Annotated in this window: 10 protein-coding genes and 1 tRNA gene; 8 read left to right on the forward strand and 3 right to left on the reverse strand. The window is 71.1% G+C overall.

The genetic code is table 11. From position 1 onward, the window contains the following. Positions 1-110: 110 nt before the first annotated feature. Both ptsP and FM119_RS06050 read right to left on the reverse strand, forming a co-directional pair. Positions 111-1,847, reverse strand: a complete 1,737-nt coding sequence (gene ptsP, locus FM119_RS06045) for a phosphoenolpyruvate--protein phosphotransferase (RefSeq protein WP_087136790.1) — start codon at positions 1,845-1,847, stop codon at positions 111-113. Positions 1,848-2,074: 227 nt separating this feature from the next. After that, positions 2,075-3,379 (reverse strand): protein kinase family protein, encoded by a 1,305-nt coding sequence (locus FM119_RS06050; protein WP_087136791.1) that lies wholly within the window; start codon positions 3,377-3,379, stop codon positions 2,075-2,077. Between the two features lie 58 nt (positions 3,380-3,437). Between FM119_RS06050 and nudC the strand changes: the two genes are divergently transcribed. After that, complete coding sequence (gene nudC / locus FM119_RS06055) at positions 3,438-4,412, forward strand: NAD(+) diphosphatase (protein WP_087136792.1); 975 nt, start codon at positions 3,438-3,440, stop codon at positions 4,410-4,412. Next, the gene (locus tag FM119_RS06060; protein WP_087136793.1) at positions 4,409-6,133 is read left to right on the forward strand and encodes an ATP-dependent helicase; all 1,725 of its coding nucleotides are present in this window, start codon (positions 4,409-4,411) and stop codon (positions 6,131-6,133) included. Before nudC ends, FM119_RS06060 begins: the two co-directional genes overlap by 4 nt. An 826-nt stretch (positions 6,134-6,959) precedes the next feature. On the opposite strand, the gene FM119_RS06070 is transcribed toward FM119_RS06060, so the two are convergent. Then, on the reverse strand, positions 6,960-8,381 hold the full coding sequence (locus tag FM119_RS06070) for a zinc-dependent metalloprotease (RefSeq protein ID WP_245827316.1): 1,422 nt from the start codon (positions 8,379-8,381) through the stop codon (positions 6,960-6,962). A 137-nt stretch (positions 8,382-8,518) separates the two neighbouring features. On the opposite strand from FM119_RS06070, the gene FM119_RS06075 reads away from it, so the two are divergent. The 6 genes from FM119_RS06075 to FM119_RS06100 all read left to right on the forward strand — a co-directional run bounded on the left by FM119_RS06075 (position 8,519) and on the right by FM119_RS06100 (position 17,640). Further along, positions 8,519-9,676, forward strand: coding sequence for a YlbL family protein (locus FM119_RS06075; protein ID WP_087136795.1), 1,158 nt, complete (start codon positions 8,519-8,521; stop codon positions 9,674-9,676). Positions 9,677-9,750: 74 nt separating this feature from the next. Then, entirely contained in the window at positions 9,751-12,708 is a 2,958-nt protein-coding gene (locus tag FM119_RS06080) for a UPF0182 family membrane protein (RefSeq protein ID WP_179205236.1), read from the forward strand. Positions 12,709-12,746: 38 nt separating this feature from the next. Then, on the forward strand, positions 12,747-13,508 hold the full coding sequence (locus FM119_RS06085) for a class I SAM-dependent methyltransferase (protein ID WP_087136796.1): 762 nt from the start codon (positions 12,747-12,749) through the stop codon (positions 13,506-13,508). A 110-nt stretch (positions 13,509-13,618) separates the two neighbouring features. Further along, positions 13,619-13,695 (forward strand) — tRNA-Met (locus FM119_RS06090). Between the two features lie 244 nt (positions 13,696-13,939). After that, positions 13,940-15,670, forward strand: coding sequence for an ABC transporter ATP-binding protein (locus FM119_RS06095; RefSeq protein ID WP_087136797.1), 1,731 nt, complete (start codon positions 13,940-13,942; stop codon positions 15,668-15,670). A 2-nt stretch (positions 15,671-15,672) separates the two neighbouring features. Then, positions 15,673-17,640, forward strand: coding sequence for an ABC transporter ATP-binding protein (locus FM119_RS06100; RefSeq protein ID WP_087136798.1), 1,968 nt, complete (start codon positions 15,673-15,675; stop codon positions 17,638-17,640). The last annotated feature ends 15 nt before the right edge of the window (positions 17,641-17,655 follow it).

Consider the following 17,655-nt stretch of genomic DNA (forward strand, 5'->3'; position numbering starts at 1 on the left):
CGGTCGGCGGTGCGGTGCGGCATGCCCGACCGCCTGGCCCGGCTGACCGTCGGGGCTGCGAGCGGCATGAGTGAGGGGGCCGACCGCGGACGGTCGGCCCCCTCAGACGATCAGAGACCCAGCTCCTCCAGGACGGGCAGCTCGGCGCGGACGGCGGCGCGCGCGGCCTCGGCGTCCTCGCTGTCCAGGGCGAGGGCGGCCAGCCGTCGGCAGTCGTCGGCGGAGACGGTCCGGAGGACCGTCGCGACGCGCGGCAGCGCCCGTGCGGTCATGGACAGGCTCGTCACGCCGAGGCCGAGGAGCACGACCGCGAGGGCCGGGTCCGCCGCGGCCTCGCCGCAGACGCCCACGGGGGCCGGCCCTCCGACGGACTCCGGGCGCTCCGCTCCGGCACGTGCGGTCTCCGCGACGAGGCGGAGCACCGCGTGCTGCCACGGGTCGTTCAGACCGCTGAGGGCGCCGAGCTGGCGGTCGGCGGCCATCGTGTACTGGGTGAGGTCGTTCGTGCCGATCGAGAGGAAGTCGACCCGGCGCAGGATCGCCGGAGCGCTGAGCGCCGCCGAGGGCACCTCGACCATCACGCCCGCGGTCTCGAGCCCCGCCTCGCGGCAGACGGTGGCGAAGCGCTCCGCCTCCGCCGGCGTGGAGATCATCGGGGCCATGACCCTGACGTGGGCCTCGCTGTCGGCGGCCGCCCTGGCGATCGCCTCGAGCTGGTGGACGAGGACCTCGGGCGAGGACAGAGTGGTGCGGAACCCGCGAACGCCGAGCGCGGGGTTCGGCTCGTCGGTGTCGGTGACGAACGGCAGCGGCTTGTCCGCCCCGGCGTCGAGGGTGCGCACGACGACCTTGCGACCGGCGAAGGCGTCGAAGACCGGGCGATACTGGGCGTACTGCTCGTCGACGCTCGGCTCGTGGTCGGAGCCGAGGAAGCTGAACTCGGTGCGGAACAGGCCGACGCCCGCCGCACCGGCCTCGGCCGCTGCGGTCGCGTCCGCCCCTCCGCCCACGTTGGCGAGGAGCTCGACCGGTGTCCCGTCGGAGAGCGTAGCGTCGCCGGTGAAGGACTGCTGGGCGAGCTGCTGTTGCTGCCACCGGACGACGCCAGCCCTGTCCGCCTCGCTCGGCGGGGCCGTGATGGTGCCGGTGCCGCCGTCGACGGCGACCTCGGTGCCGTCGACGAGGGCGTCCGCTCCGCGTGCCGCGACGACGGCGGGGAGGCCGGCGGCTCGGGCGATGATGGCGGTGTGCGACTGGGGGCCCCCGTCGCTGGTGACCAGCGCGAGCACCAGGTCGGGGCGCAGCGTCGCCGTGTCGGCGGGGGCGAGGTCGACGGCGACGAGGACGTAGGGCGTGTCCGAGTCGGGAACGCCGGGAGCGGGGAGGCCCCTGAGCTCGGCGACCGTCCTGCTCCGCACGTCGAGCACGTCGGTGACCCGCTCGGCCATGTAACCGCCGAGCTCCTCGAGCTGGGACGCGATCGCCCCGGCCGCCTGCCAGATCGCGCGCTCCGCGCTGGCGCCGTCGTCGATCAGTGTCCCGGCCTGGGCGGTGAGCGTGGGGTCGGCCGCCATCATGGCCGTGGTGGAGAGGACCGCGGCGGCGTCGGGTGCCGCGTGCTCCGCGCGCCGGCCGAGCTCGGCCACGACGCTGTCTACGGCGCCCGCGAGCCTGGCCTTCTCGTCGTCGGCGCTGCGACCGGGGTCGCGCTGCTCGGATTCGGCGGGGGCCGCCACCGGCTCCGCCATGCGTCGGACCGGTCCGATCACGCGTCCGGGGCTGACCCCGACGCCGGTGATCGTCGTCGGCGGCTGGGCCGCGTCGACCGAGCCAGGAACCTCACTCATGCTGTGTCCTCATCGTCTGGAGATGTGTGGAGGGGACGTCGACTCCGACGCTACCACCGCTGTCCGACGCCGAGGTGCGCAGCGAGCCCGGCACCCGCGTCCGGGCGATGGCGCCTCGAGTGCCCGCGCCCGTGACGCGTGAGCGGCAACCCGGCGGCGCGGTTCCCGAGGCGCAGCGGCGTGGTACCAGCGTCGCGGCGTGCGGTGCCCGTCGGCTTCCCGCCCGCTCAGCGGTCGTCGCGTGCGGCGGAATCCCGAGGCGCGCCGTCCGCCGGGGTCCCTGAGTTCTCGAACTCGTTGTCGTGCCCTCCCTCGGCATCGGTCGCCGCGGGGGCGCCGGCCGCCGAGGCGGAGGTCGAGGGGGCGTCGCCGCCGCGCCGCTCGACGTCGCGGGGGAGCTGCGCGTCGCCGGGGAGCTGCCCGTCCCGGGCCGGTGGTGCATCCGTGAGCGCGGCGATGTCCAGCTCCTCCGACCGGCCCTCCCAGTCGTCGAACGCCGAGGCGTCGTAGCTCCGATCGACCGGCGACGGTGTGGTGGGCGTCCGCGTGAGAAGCTCCTCGACGTCGGCGACGGCCAATGCGGGGCCGTCGGCCTCGACCAGCGGCTGCACCCGGCGCGCCAGGACGGTGTCGACGAGGCCGTCGAGCATCGCCACGGCGTCCTCCACGATCGCGTCGTCGTGGACGTCCGTGCCGTGCAGCAACCAGCGGGCGAGCTCCAGCTCGGCGTGCAGCAGCGCCCGACGCCGCAGCGCGCCGTCGGGGTGGCGCTGGCAGTTCTGCTCGTACGCGGCGAGAACGCTCGTCGCGGCATCGCCCGCCCCCGCGAGCCAGCTGAGGTCGCGTGCCGGGTCGGAGACCTTCAACGCACCCCAGCCGATCACGCCGCCGACGATGGTGCCGACCTCGTGGTCGGTGAGGACGAAGGAGTCGGCCCCGAGCGAGCCGTTGACCACGGTCGGCTGGAACTGCCACAACTCGTCGTCCTCGACCGCCTCGCGCCAGCGCTCACGCACCGCGGTGGGGACCGAGCGGGTGGAGATGGCCCTGTCGATCACGTTGCGGGCCTCGTTACGGGCCTCGATCGCCGTGAGGACCGGCAGACCGGACTCTCCCACGAAGCCGCCGGGGAGCGAGTGGATCGCCGCGATCGCCGCGCCGATCGAGGAGGCCACGCCATCGCCGGCGGGAATCTGCTCGGCGTCGACGCCGTAGCCGGGCAGGAAGTCGTAGACCACAGCCCGTCCCTCCCTGGTGGCCGCCTGGCCGCGGACCGTCGGAACCCGGAACGGCAGGAGGCTGCGCGTGCCGGGGGTCAGCGCTCCGAGCGCGATCACCTCGATCGCCTGCTCCGTCGCCGCCTGGTCGGTCGCCGGCACCCTGATCGTGACCTCGTCACCGTCCGCGAGGCGGAGCAGGGCCGAGTCGAAGTTGCCCGCGGTCCCGCGGCCGAGCGGGCCGCTGCCGACGACCTCGAGACCGTCGACGGCGGTCGTCGCGAGCGCGGCTAGAGTGAAGTGGGACCTGGCCATGGGTCTAGCGTAGGTCGCCGTCCCCCGGCGCTGGCGATCGCCACGCCCTGTCCGTCGATTGAGGAAGAAGTCCGCCCTGTCCGCCACCATCCAGCCCCCGCTCTCCCGCAGTGACATCGACCGTGACGACGCCAGGCGCCTCGACCCCGGCGCGCTCGGCGAGCTGATCGCGGACCCCTCGACCCGCGCGGTCCTGCTCCGCGACGGACGCTTCGCCGTCTCGGGTGACGCGCTCGTCCTTGTCCCCGCGGACCGGCTGGACGGCGCGAGCACGCTCGCCTACCTCGGCCGGTCGACAGCGGCGGGGGAGGACGGGCAGCGCACGGGGTTTGTCCTCCAGACGGTCGACGACGATGCCGCCGAGGCCGTGGCCCTCGCCGGGGACGCCGACGCCCGCTGGCTCGCTCTCCGCGACGTCGCGACGATCCTCGACGACAGGGATGCCGGGCTGGCGACGGAGGCGAGCGCGCTGTCGAACTGGCACACGTCCTCCGGGTACTGCCCCCGCTGCGGCAGCGCGACGACCGTGGTCAAGGCCGGCTGGGCCAGGGACTGCCCGTCCTGCGGCAACGAGATCTTCCCCCGGACCGACCCGGCGGTGATCGTGGCCGTCCACGACGACGAGGACCGCATCCTGCTCGGCTCGAATGCGCTCTGGGAGCACAACCGCTACTCGGTGCTCGCCGGGTTCGTCGAGGCGGGCGAGTCGCTCGAGGCGGCCGTGATCCGCGAGATCAGCGAGGAGGCGGGCGTTCCCGTGGTCGACCCGGTGTACCTCGGCTCGCAGCCGTGGCCGTTCCCGCGCTCGCTCATGCTCGGCTATCGCGCCAGGGTCGCCGACGGCGTGGACCCGGACGGTGCTCGCGCCGACGGGGAGGAGATCCTCGACCTGCGCTGGTTCACGAGGGAGCAGCTGCGCGCCATCGGTGACGAGATCATCCTGCCGGGAGCGAGCTCGATCGCCCACTGGCTCATCGAGTCGTGGCTGACGGCCGACGGCGGACCGGGGCAGGGAACCCCCGTCTCCCCGTGAGCGGCGTCGGTCTGCTCGACGGACTGGACGACGCGCAGCGCGAGGCCGTGGTCGAACTGCGCGGCCCCGTCCGCATCCTCGCCGGTGCGGGGACAGGAAAGACCCGGACGATCACCCACCGCATCGCGCACGGTGTGGCGACGGGGACCTACGCACCGAACCGCGTCCTCGCGCTGACGTTCACCTCCCGTGCCGCGGCCGAGCTGAGGGCGCGGCTGCGCGCGCTCGGCGCTCCCGGCGTGGCTGCGAGGACGTTTCACGCGGCCGCCCTGAGTCAGCTGAACTACTTCTGGCCGAACACCATCGGTGGCGCGACGCCCGGCCTGGTCGACAACAAGGCCCGGCTGCTCGGGCACGCCGCTGAACGTCTCAAGCTCAAGCTCGACACCGCGACGCTGCGCGACACGGCCGCCGCCATCGAGTGGCGCAAGGTGTCCGGCGTCGCGATCGACGCGATGGGCCGCAGCGGCCGCGCCGTCCCGGAGGGGCTCACGCTCGAGCAGCTGCAGGAGCTGATGCGCGGCTACGAGACGCTGAAGGACGAGCGGCGCCAGATGGACTTCGAGGACGTCATCGTCGCGTGCACGGGGATGATCCTGCAGGAGGCGTCGGTGGCCTTCCAGGTGCGGGAGCAGTTCCGCTTCTTCGTCGTCGACGAGTACCAGGACGTGTCCCCGATCCAGCAGGCCCTGCTCGAGGCCTGGCTGGGGGAGCGCAGGGACCTCTGCGTCGTCGGTGACGCCAGCCAGACGATCTACTCCTTCACCGGGGCGCGCAGCGACTACCTGCTCGGCTTCGGGCAGCGCTTCCCCGATGCGCAGCAGATCAGGCTCGAGACGAACTACCGGTCGACGCCGCAGATATCGGAGGCGGCCAACGCGCTCATGCACGGTCGCCCGGGAGCCCTCAGCCTGCACCCCCCTGTCGGGGCGCCGGCGGGCCCGACTCCGATCCTGCGCAGCTTCAGTTCGGACAGGGCGGAGGCGACGGCGATCGCCACCCGGATCGCGTCGCTGCTGGAGCTCGGCGAACAGCCGGAGTCGATCGCCGTCCTCTACCGGGTGCACGCGCAGTCGGCGGAACTCGAGGCGGCCCTCGGGGACGCGGGGGTGCCGTACACCGTCCACGGTGCGTCGCGGTTCTTCGAGCGCGCCGAGGTGAAGCAGGCGATGATGTCGATCCGTGCCGCCGCGGTCGCCGGCACGGAAGAGCCGTTGTTCAAGGTGGTCAGCGACGTCCTCCGTTCGCTCGGCTGGACCGTGCAGGCCCCGGAGGCGCCGGGGGCCGCGCGGGATCGCTGGGAGTCGTGGAACACGATCCTCGACCTGGTCGACAGGGCAGCGGAGGGCACGACCGTCGCGGAGTTCGCTGCGGAGCTCGCCCACAGGCAGAGCACGCAGCACGAGCCGACGCTGAGGGCGGTGACGCTCGGCACGATCCACTCGGTGAAGGGGCTGGAGTGGGACAGGGTGTTCGTGGTCGGCGTCGCAGAGGGGCTGCTGCCGATCAGCTACGCGACGGGATTCGATGCGGTCGACGAGGAGCGCCGGCTCCTGTACGTGGCGATCACGCGGGCCCGCCGTGCCCTGGCGCTCAGCTGGGCACGGACGAGCTCGCAGCGCCGTCAGCGGGAGGCGTCGCGCTTTCTGGCCGAGCTCGGCACCCGCATCGAGGGTGCGACTTCGCCGGAGCGAGTTCCCGGATCTCGCCGTCGCGCGTGAGCCGGACATCGGGAGTGTCTGTCAGGGAACGCAGCCGTCGGAGGGCCAGGACGACCGCCGCCGCTCGCTCCGACACAGGCACTGCGCCCGCCACCGCCCCGCTCAGCTGGCTCGCCATCGCGGGGAATCCGGGGTCGTCGTCGCTCCGATGCAGCTGACGGCACCTCGCGCACGCGGTGACACCCGGCAGGATCGGCCCGCTCAAACGGATGCCGTCATCGTCGAACTCGACGGTGACGTGCGGGAAACCGGCGGACATCCACGCCGAGATCCGATCGGGCCGGAGCACGTAGTCCGCGGTGAGGACACCCGCCATCGCGGGGCCGCCCTGCGGGACGGGGCCCGCCTCGGCCCCGATCGCACGAAGCGTCTCGAGCAGCGCCGGTGCCCCCTCGACGGCGAGAGGGACGCCGGGCTCATCGTGCTCCTCTGCGGCCAGGTGCGGACGCAGGCGCTCGAGCAACTCCCCGATCTCGACCGGAGCCGACCCGCTCCGCGCGGCGATGCTCTGTAAGGCCTTCGTGCTCGCGCCCGCCGTGAGGGCGCCGATCAGACGCTCGAGCGTCGGGGTCGTCTCATCGAGCACGAGCGGATCGCGGTTCAGCCCGATCTGCAGACTCGTGGGGCCCCGCCAGATGACGGGAATGTGCGGGTCGAGACGATGGATCATCCCCGCATGATGCAGCAGGGGCATGGGCGGAGCGTGCGATTTCCACAGCGCACGCGGCGCACGCCGAGTGGCGTCGCCCGCGTCGGCGATCGACGCGTCGCGCCGGGGCGAGCCCGGTGCGAGAACCGACGGACCGTTCCGGGCGAGTCCTGCGGGTCAGCGCCCAGGGCGGTCGTCGCCGTCCGTGTCGTCGCTGCCGGGGTCGTCGACCGATCCGTCGGAGGCGTTCTCCCGGGGCCCCGCGCTCAGCGTGCCGTCCAGCAGTGCGGCGAGGCCCTGATCGATGTCGTCCGGCTCCGGCGACTCGCCACGGGCCTCGGCCTCCAGCCGCGCCACGAGAGAGGACGGGTCGTCGATGTCCGAGCCCTGGGGGACGAGGTCGGGGTGGGACCACAACGCCTCACGGGCGGCCGCGCCGACAGCCGAGCCGACACGGCGCCACATCTCGGCCGCCTCGCGCAGCCTGCGCGGGCGGAGCTCGAGGCCGACGAGCGTCGAGAAGGCGCTCTCCGCCGGACCACCGGTCGCGCGCCGCCGCCGCACCGTCTCGGCGATCGCGTCGGCCTTGGGCAGCCGGGCGGTCGCCTCGGCGGTGACGACGTCGACCCACCCCTCGATGAGGGCGAGGGTCGCCTCGAGTCGCGCGAGGACGGCGAGCTGCTCGTCCGACTTGGGCGGGATGAGCGAACCGTCGCTGAGCGCCGCGCGGAGGTCCTCGGGGTTGGACGGATCGAAGTCCTGGGCGAGCGTTTCCAGCCGCTCCGTGTCGATACGGATGCCGCGCGCGTACTCGGTGATCGCGCTGATCAGGTCGAGCCGCAGCCACTTCGCATGCCGGAACAGCCGGGAGTGGGCAAGCTCCCTCACGGCCAGGTACAGCCGGATCTGGTCGTCGGGGATGTCGAGCTCGTCACCGAAGGCCGCGATGTTCTGCGGGACCAGGGCGCTCCGGCCCGCTTCGAGCAGCGGGATGCCGACGTCGCCGCCGGAGACCACCTCGGCCGAGAGCTGGCCGACGACCTGCCCGAGCTGCATCGCGAACAGCGCGCCGCCGAGGTTGCGGATCATGCCGCTGGCGCCGCGGACCATCTCCTGCATCTCCTCGGGGGTCTGTTCGGCCATGACGCGGGTCAGGGCGTCGGCGATGCTCGTCGCGACCGGCTCGGACAGCTGCGTCCACACGGGCATCGTCTCCTCCGTCCAGGCGGCGCGCGTCAGCAGCTCGGTCGGCTGACCGCCGTCGGCGAAGGCGGTGGCCTCGCCCAGCCACAGCTGCGCGAGCTCGATGGCCCTGGAGTGCGCCTCGCGGTCGGCGGGGGTGATTGCGTCCTGACCGTTGGAGGCGATGGCCGCGGCCTGGCGGCGTGAGACCGACCAGTCGATGCCGTCGTCGCCGCCCCGGTTCATGGCGCTCTGCAGCTGGGCGAACAGCGCCTGCAGCGCCGCGGGGTCGGACGGCAGGCCCGCCGCTCCGGCGAGCTGGCTCGGGTCGATCCCGCCCTGGCCGGACAGGAACTGTCGCATCATGTCGGCGAAGTCGCCGGGATCGCCGGATTCGTCGGGAGTTCGATCGGTCATGTCAGCCGCCTTTCAGACCGCCAGGAGGGGGCGGTTCTACGCTACTTGCTCACCCTGGGATAATCGTTCCCGGCGGCGTCAGGAGCTGTCCGCCTGCCGCGAACAGTGCGAGCCGCCACCAGTGCGAAAGGCCTTGCGTGACACTCTTCACCCCCGACGACCCCTCAGCCGAACCCGAGCGTGCGGGCGGGTCCGGCCGCCCGCGCCCCCTCAGCCGTCCGCAACGGGCCGGCTGGGCGGCGCTCGTCGTCTCGCTCGTCCTGCTCCTCGTGCTCGCGCTCTTGCCTGCGCCCTACGTGATCCAGCAGCCGGGGCCGGTGTTCAACACCCTGGGCACGAGCGAGCACGACGGCGAGGACCGTCCGCTGATCAGCATCGAGGGGACCACGACGTACCCGGCCGAGGGGACGCTGGACATGCTCACCGTCTCCGTGCTCGGCACACCGGATCAGCGTCCCAGCTGGTTCCAGATCGTGCAGGCGTGGTTCGACCCCTCGCGTGCGGTGATCCCCATCGACGAGGTGTTCGCGCCCGACCAGACGGCTGACCAGCGCGAGGAGGAGAACCAGACGCTCATGGTCGACTCGCAGCAGGACGCCATCGCCGCGGCGCTCCAGCACCTCGACATCGACGTGGAGGCGTCGTTGAGCGTCGGCTACGTCGATCCGGAGGGCCCGTCCTCCGGGCTGCTCGCGGAGGGCGACACGATCGTCGGCGTCGACGGAACGCATCCGAGCGACCTCGCCGGCCTGCGCTCGCTCATCGCCGACGCCGGGGCGGGGACCGCCATCACGATCACCGTCGAGCGCGACGGGACGGAGCGCGACGTCGAGGTGACCCCCGTCGAGGGCCCGGACGAGGCTCCGGCCCCCGCCATCGGTATCGGGGTAACGACGAGCTACGAGTTCCCCTTTACCGTCGACATCCAGCTCGACGACGTCGGCGGCCCCAGCGCGGGCATGATGTTCGCGCTCGGGATCGTCGACACGCTCACCCCCGGCGAGCTCACCGGTGGCAAGGACATCGCCGGAACGGGAACCATCACGGCCGACGGCGAGGTCGGCGTGATCGGAGGGATCAGGCAGAAGATGTTCGGTGCGCGGGATGCCGGGGCCGACTACTTCCTCGCACCGGAGGGGAACTGCGACGAGGTCGTCGGCCACATCCCCGACGGCATCGAGGTGTTCGCGGTGTCGTCGCTCGACGGTGCGGAGAGCGCGGTCGAGGCGATCGCCTCCGGTGACGGCGTCGTCGAGCTGCCGCGCTGCGAGGCCGGTGCCGCGACCGCGGGGTAGGCAGGTCCGGCTGGACCCGGCGGGCGAATCATTTAGGATGTTGCTAACGACTCCGACCCGATGAGGCCAGCACAGTGACACAAACCGCAGCATCGTCCGACGCCCCGCAGAAGAACAGAGCCCCCCTGGCGATCAGCCTCGGCGTGGTGGGGGCGCTGATCGTCCTGTTCTTCATCTTCTCGGGGTTCTACACCGACTTCCTCTGGTTCGACCAGCTCGGCTTCAGCTCCGTGCTGGTGACGCAGTGGCTGGCCACCGCGGGGATGTTCCTCATCGGCTTCGTCGCGATCGGCCTGCCCGTCGCCGTGTCGCTGCAGCTGGCCTACCGGCTCCGCCCCGTGTACGCGCGGCTGTCCAGCGAGCTGGACCGCTACCAGGAGATGATCGAGCCGCTTCGCCGCTTCGCGATGTGGGGGATCCCCGCGCTGCTCGGGCTGTTCGGCGGCTTCGCCAGCGCGAGCAACTGGCAGACCGCGCTGCTGTGGTGGAACAGGACGGAGACCGGCCAGGCCGACCCGCAGTTCGGGCTCGACACCTCGTTCTACCTCTTCGAGCTGCCGTTCTACCAGTCTGTCGTCGCCTTCGCCTCGGCGGCGGTGCTCTTCTCCGCGATCCTCGCTGTCGCCGTCGGCTACCTGTACGGAGCGATCAGGGTCTCGGGGCGCGAGCTGCGCATCTCCAAGGCCGCTCGCATCCAGATCGCCGTCACCGCGGGCATCTACCTGCTGCTGCAGGCGGTCAGCCTGTGGCTCGACCGCTTCGCGACGCTGACCAGCCCGAGCGGTCTGATCACCGGAGCGAACTACACCGACGTCACCGCGACGATCCCCGGCCACACCATCCTCGCAGGGATCGCCATCGTCGTCGCCCTGCTGTTCTTCGTCACCGCGGTCATCGGCCGCTGGCGCATGCCCATCGTCGGAACGGCGCTGCTTGTCGTCTCCGCCCTCCTGATCGGCACCGCCTACCCCTGGGCCGTGCAGCGCTTCCAGGTCGTGCCGAACCAGCGCAGCCTCGAGGCGGAGTACATCCAGCGCAACATCGACATGACTCGCGAGGCCTACGGCGTCGACGAGATGGAGGAGATCGACTACGACGCCCGCACCGACGCCGAGCCCGGCGCGCTCAGGGCCGACGCGGAGACGACGGCGAACATCCGCATCATCGACCCGAGCCAGGTCGGACCCTCGGTGTCCCAGCTGCAGCAGTTCCGCGCCTACTACCGCTTCCCCTCGGTGCTCGACGTCGATCGCTACGAGATCGACGGGCAGATCCAGGACACCGTCGTCGCCGTGCGCGACATCAACCAGTCCGGGCTCGACGACGCACAGAGCTGGGACAACACCTCGGTCGTGTACACGCACGGCTTCGGCATGGTCGCGGCGTACGGGAACCAGCGGTCGGCCGACGGCCAGCCCGTGTTCCTGGAGTCGGGCATCCCCTCCAGCGGCGAGCTCGGCGAGTTCGAGCCGCGGATCTACTTCGGCGAGAACTCTCCCGCGTACTCGATCGTCGGAGCGCCGGAGGGCACGACGCCCATCGAGATGGACTACCCCTCGGGTGAGGCGGAGGGCGACCACGCCAGCTACACCTTCAGCGGCGACGGCGGTCCCACGCTCGACAACATCTTCAAGAAGGTCATCTACGCGCTGAAGTTCCAGTCCGAGCAGATCGTCCTCTCCGACGCGGTCAACGACGAGTCGCAGATCCTCTACGACCGCAAGCCGCTCGACAGGGTGAAGAAGGTCGCGCCGTACCTGACGCTCGACAAGGACCCGTACCCCAGCGTGGTCGACGGCGAGATCGTGTGGATCGTCGACGGGTACACCACCTCGGCGACGCACCCGTACTCCCGGGTCACCAACCTCACCGACACCCTCTCGGAGGAGTCCTCCACGACGCAGGGCTTCGCGATCGACGACATCAACTACATCCGCAACTCGGTCAAGGCCACGGTCAACGCGTACGACGGCTCCGTCACGCTGTACGCCTGGGACACCGAGGACCCGGTGCTGCAGTCGTGGCAGAAGATCTTCCCGAGCACGACGAAGCCGATCTCGGAGATGTCGGGCGACCTGCTCAGTCACGTGCGCTACCCCACGGACATGTTCAAGGTCCAGCGCTCCATCCTCGGTCAGTACCACGTCACCGAGGCAGGGCAGTTCTACTCCAGGACCGACGCCTGGGTGACCCCCGACGACCCGCAGAACACCCAGAACCAGAAGAACCTGCAGGCGCCGTACTACCTGTCCATGCAGATGCCCGGCCAGGACAAGCCGAGCTACTCGCTGTACTCGACGTACATCCCGGCCACGTCGGGCGATGACAGCCGCAACGTGCTCACCGGGTATCTCGCGGCGGACGCGAACGCGGGCAGCACCGACGGCGAGAAGGCGGAGGGCTACGGCAAGCTCCGGCTGCTCACCCTGACGTCGGATACGACGGTCCCCGGGCCGGGACAGGTGCAGAACAACTTCAACTCCGACCCGACGATCTCGGCCCAGGTCAACATCCTCAAGCAGGGCCAGTCCGAGGTGATCAACGGAAACCTGCTCACCCTGCCGGTCGGTGGCGGTCTGCTCTACGTTCAGCCCGTGTACGTCAAGTCCTCGGGGAACACGAGCTATCCGCTGCTGCAAAAGGTGCTGGTCGCGTTCGGTGACGACCTGGCGTTCGAGGACACCCTCGACGAGGCGCTCGACACGCTCTTCGGCGGAGACTCCGGTGCGAACGCCGGCGATGACACCGTGCCGGACACCCCGGGTGCGGACGGCGTCGACGGCGGAGAGGTGCCGAGCGACGTCGATGACGAGAGCGGCTCCAGCGGGGACAGCGGGTCCGGTGAGAGCGGGTCCGGCGACACGGCGACGGCCGAGCCCTCCTCGGAGCTGACCCAGGCGCTCAACGACGCCAAGAAGGCCATGTCTGAGAAGGACGCCGCCATGGCTGACGGCGACTGGGCCGCGTACGGCGAGGCGGACAAGCGCCTGAACGACGCTCTGACGAAGGCCCTGGAGCTGTCCGGCGAGTAGCGCCTCGGCGCGGACGCGCTGAGGATACGGTGGGGGTCATGGCAGATTCATCTGGTGTGGCCCCCCTCGTCGATCTCCGGGCGGGCGAGTGGGTGGTCGGGGCGCGCGAGCTCTGGGACGCCCGCTGGCGCGACCGTCTCGACGGCTCCGCTGCGGGGGCGGGCGACGGGGCGCTCGGCGCGCGCCGTCCCTGGCCGGGCGCCGGAACACCCTCGACCTTGACCTCGACGTCGGCCTCGACCGCCGGGAACCGGTCGGCGCCGGACGTGCTCGCGCCGTGGGTGGCCGCGTGGGGTGCGGATGCGCCGGAGTCCGGCGTCTCCGCCGCGGACTCCGGGGTGGCGACCCGCGTCCTCGCCCTGCAGTGCGGGGCGGGGGTGGAGGCCGTTGCGGCGATCGCGGCGGGGGTGCAGCTCGTCGGCCTCGACATCTCCTCCGTGGCCGTCGAGGCGGCCCGGCGCGCGCTCGAGGCCGTCCGCGACGCCGACGCCGAGACCACGGATGAGGCGTGGGGCAGTCGTTTCGTCGTGGCCAACGTCTACGCGGCGAGACACCTGCTCCCCGAGCCGGACTCCTTCGACGTCGTCGTGACGAGCAGGGCGGCGCTCGAGTCGCTGCCGGAGCTCGAGGAATGGGCGCGCGTCGTCGAGTGGTTCCTCGCGCCGTCCGGAGCGCTCGTGGTCGGTGGCCGGAGGCCGAGCGATCCGGCGTGGACGGATGCCGCGCTGGAGCGGGCGCTGGCGGCGGCGAGGCTGACCCCGACGGCTGACGGCGGAGCGGTCGTCGCCCGTCGTGCGTGAGCGACGGGGCTGCCGGCCGCTCGGGGCCAGCAGCGGACACGCCCGGGGGAGTGGCGGCGGGGGGTCGATTTCGCGTCGTCGCCGGGGCCGTGTTAGCCTTATTGACGTGCCGCGGGGTGGAGCAGTTCGGTAGCTCGCTGGGCTCATAACCCAGAGGTCGTAGGTTCAAATCCTGCCCCCGCAACCAAGACAGGCCCCGATCCGGATTCGTCCGGGTCGGGGCCTTCCGCTTGTGCAGGCTGCGCCTGTGGTGGCCCTGCCCCTGATGGCCGCGTCCGGGGTCGCGCGCCCGGTGCTCGGCGATGTCGGCGGCACAGGGTAGTGTCTGATTCCGGCCGGATCATTGACGACGGACAACGCCCCCTCCTGCCGTCGCTCTCCGATCGTCCAGCCACAGATCGCCCAGCTCAGATCACCGACCGGGGAACCCCATGCTGACCAGAATCATCGCGCGCTACACCCGTCCCTACACGGTGGGGGTGATCTGCGTCATCGTCCTCCAGCTCGTCGCCACGCTCGCGGCCCTCTACCTGCCCAGCCTGAACGCGCAGATCATCGACAGGGGGGTCTCCCGCGGCGACACCGACGTGATCTGGAGCATCGGCGGCGTGATGCTCCTGATCTGCCTGGTCCAGGCCGCTGCGGCGATCTGCGCGGTGTACTTCGGCTCGCGGGTGTCGATGTCGCTCGGACGCGATCTGCGGCGCGACGTGTTCGCGAGGGTGAGCGGGTTCAGCGCGACGCAGCTCGGCCGTTTCGGGGCGCCGACGCTGATCACCCGGGGGACGAACGATGTCCAGCAGGTCCAGATCCTCACCCTCATGCTGCTCAACATGATGGTCTCGACGCCGATCATGTGCATCGGCGGAATCGTCATGGCGCTGCGTGAGGACGTCGGCCTGTCCTGGCTCGTCTGGGTCTCGGTCGCCGTGCTCGGTGTCGTCGTCGGGCTGCTCGTGTCCCTCCTCATCCCGCTGTTCCGGACCATGCAGGAGCGCATCGACGGCATCAACGGGATCCTGAGGGAGCAGCTGATCGGCGTGCGGGTCATCCGCGCCTTCGTCAGGGAGCGTTACGAGCGCGCGCGCTTCGCCGACGCGAACACCTCGCTCACCGGGGTCTCCGTGCGGGTGGGCAACGTCTTCGTGCTGATGTTCCCCATCATCATGATGATCCTGCACCTGGCCACGGCGGCGGTCCTGTGGTTCGGCGCGCACCGCATCGACACGGGCGAGATGCAGGTCGGCGCCCTCACCGCGTTCCTGCAGTACCTGCTCCAGATCCTCGTCGCCGTCATGATGGCGACATTCATGGCGATGATGGTGCCGCGCGCGGTGGTGTCGGCCGAGCGCGTCAGCGAGGTCCTCGCGGTCGGGACCGACGTGACGAGCGAGGGCACGGGCGTCGACGTCCCCGTCCGGGGCCGGCTCGAGTTCCACGATGTGGTGTTCGGCTACACGGGTGCAGAGAAGCCGGTCGTCCAGGGGGTCAGCTTCACCGCCGAGCCGGGGACGACGACGGCGATCATCGGCTCGACCGGCGCGGGGAAGTCCACCCTGCTCAAGCTCGCGGACCGGCTCTACGCCCCGGACAGCGGCCGGATCCTGCTCGACGGCGCTCCGCTGGAGGCCTACACCCGTGAGCAGCTGGCGTCCCGGATCGGCTATGTGCCGCAGCGCCCGTACCTGTTCTCCGGGACGGTGGCGAGCAACCTCCGCTTCGGTGCGGCCGACGCGGACGACGATCGACTCTGGGCTGCGCTCCGCGTCGCGCAGGCCGACGACTTCGTCAGCGCCATGCCGGAGGGGGTGGACGGGCCCATCTCCCAGGGCGGGACGAACGTCTCCGGCGGTCAGCGCCAGCGGCTCAGCATCGCCAGGGCGCTGGTCGTCGAACCGGCCGTGTACCTCTTCGACGACTCCTTCTCGGCGCTCGACGTCGCCACGGACGCGCGGCTGCGCTCCGCGCTCGTCCCCGTGACGCGCTCGGCCGCCGTCATCATCGTCGCCCAGCGGATCTCGACCATCCGGGGAGCCGACCAGATCATCGTCGTCGATGACGGCCAGGTGGTCGGACGTGGCACCCACGAGGAGCTGCTGGAGTCCAACGCGACCTACCGTGAGATCCATACCTCGCAGCTGAGCGCCGAGGAGGTGGCGTGACCATGGCCGATCAGACCACTGCTCCGGACCAGTCCGAGCCCACACCCGCGGCGGACCCGATGATGGGCTCGGAGGCGCCCGCAGGCAAAGCGGCGCACTTCTGGCCCTCAGCGAAGCGCCTCGTCGGGCTCCTCGCACCGCACCGGCTGGGCATGACCGTCGTGATCGGCTTCGTCGTGCTGTCCGTCGTGCTCTCCGTCCTTGCGCCGAAGGTGCTCGGCTGGGCGATGGACGTCATCTTCAACGGCGTGGTCAGCCTCTCCCTCCCGCAGGGGCAGACGACGCAGGAGACGGTCGCCCAGCTCCGCGCCGAGGGCAACACCGACATGGCCGACATGATCGCGCGGCTCGACATCGTCCCGGGCCAGGGCATCGACTTCGTCGAGCTCAGCCGGCTGATCTTCCTCGTCCTGGGCATGTACCTCGTGTCCTCGATGTTCATGTGGGCGCAGGGCTTCGTCCTCAACCGTCTCGTCATGCGCGTCGTGTACCAGCTGCGCCGGGACGTCGAAGACAAGCTGAACCGTCTGCCGCTCAGCTACATGGACCGTCGGCAGCGCGGGGACCTGCTCTCGCGCGTGACCAACGACGTCGACAACATCCAGAACGCGCTGCAGCAGGCCTTCGCGCAGCTGGTCCAGGCCGCGCTGACGGTGATCGGCATCGCGGTGATGATGTTCATCGTGTCGTGGCAGCTCGCCCTGATCGCGCTGGTGGCGCTGCCGCTGTCCGCCGTCGTGGCCGGAGTGATCGGAACCCGATCGCAGAAGCTCTTCGCCGCCCAGTGGAAGAACACCGGCGAGCTCAACAGCCACATCGAGGAGTCGTTCACCGGGCACGAGCTCGTGACCGCCTTCGGCCGCGAGCAGGACATGCTGCAGGAGTTCGACGCCCGCAACGGCCGGCTCTTCCGTGCCTCCTTCGGCGCACAGTTCGTCTCGGGGATGATCATGCCGGCGATGCAGTTCGTGTCGTACCTGTCGTACGTCGGCATCGCCGTCGCCGGGGGGCTCCGCGTCGCCTCGGGCGGGATGACGCTGGGCGACGCGACCGCGTTCATCCAGTACTCCCGTGAGTTCACGCAGCCGCTGAGCGAGATCGCCGGCGTGGCGAACATGCTGCAGTCGGGCGTCGCCTCGGCCGAGCGGACGTTCGAGCTCCTCGACGCCGAGGAGCAGACCGCCGACGAGGACAGCGGGTCGCTGCCCGAGCCCACGCGCGGCGCGGTGCGCTTCGAGGACGTGGCGTTCTCCTACGTCGAGGACGAGCCGCTCATCGAGGGTCTCTCGCTCAGCGTCGAGGCGGGAAGCACCGTCGCGATCGTCGGGCCGACAGGGGCGGGCAAGACCACCCTGGTGAACCTGATCATGCGCTTCTACGACGTGGACTCCGGACGCATCCTCATCGACGGCGTCGACATCAACACGGTTCCCCGGGCGGAGCTCCGCTCCCGGATCGGGATGGTGCTGCAGGACACCTGGCTGTTCGACGGGACCATCAGGGAGAACATCCGCTACGGGCGACTCGAGGCGACGGACGACGAGGTGGTGGCGGCGGCGACCGCGACGTTCGTCGACCGCTTCGTGCGTCAGCTCCCCGACGGCTACGACACCGTGCTGGACGACGACGGCGGTGCCGTGTCGGCGGGGGAGAAGCAGCTCATCACGATCGCGCGGGCGTTCCTGGCGCGTCCGTCCGTGCTCATCCTCGACGAGGCGACCTCCTCGGTCGACACCAGGACCGAGCTCCTCGTGCAGAAGGCCATGGCCGCGCTGCGCAACGACAGGACCTCGTTCGTCATCGCTCATCGTCTGTCGACCATCCGCGACGCCGACACGATCCTCGTGATGGAGGCAGGGCGCATCGTCGAGCAGGGCACCCACGAGGAGCTGCTCGCCCGGGCAGGAGCCTACGACCGGCTGTACCGCTCCCAGTTCGCCGGCGCCTCGACGACGGACGACGAGTCGTGACCCGCGCGTAGGCTG

It is taken from the genome of Mycetocola reblochoni REB411, assembly GCF_900163835.1.
Lineage (GTDB): Bacteria > Actinomycetota > Actinomycetes > Actinomycetales > Microbacteriaceae > Mycetocola_B > Mycetocola_B reblochoni.

Coding starts and splice junctions, on each gene's coding strand:
- FM119_RS06050 (WP_087136791.1), bottom strand. CDS start 3,379: ATGGCCAGGTCCCACTTCACTCTAGCCGCGCTCGCGACGACCGCCGTC.
- FM119_RS06070 (WP_245827316.1), bottom strand. CDS start 8,381: ATGACCGATCGAACTCCCGACGAATCCGGCGATCCCGGCGACTTCGCC.
- FM119_RS06100 (WP_087136798.1), top strand. CDS start 15,673: ATGGCCGATCAGACCACTGCTCCGGACCAGTCCGAGCCCACACCCGCG.
- ptsP (WP_087136790.1), bottom strand. CDS start 1,847: ATGAGTGAGGTTCCTGGCTCGGTCGACGCGGCCCAGCCGCCGACGACG.
- FM119_RS06085 (WP_087136796.1), top strand. CDS start 12,747: ATGGCAGATTCATCTGGTGTGGCCCCCCTCGTCGATCTCCGGGCGGGC.
- FM119_RS06095 (WP_087136797.1), top strand. CDS start 13,940: ATGCTGACCAGAATCATCGCGCGCTACACCCGTCCCTACACGGTGGGG.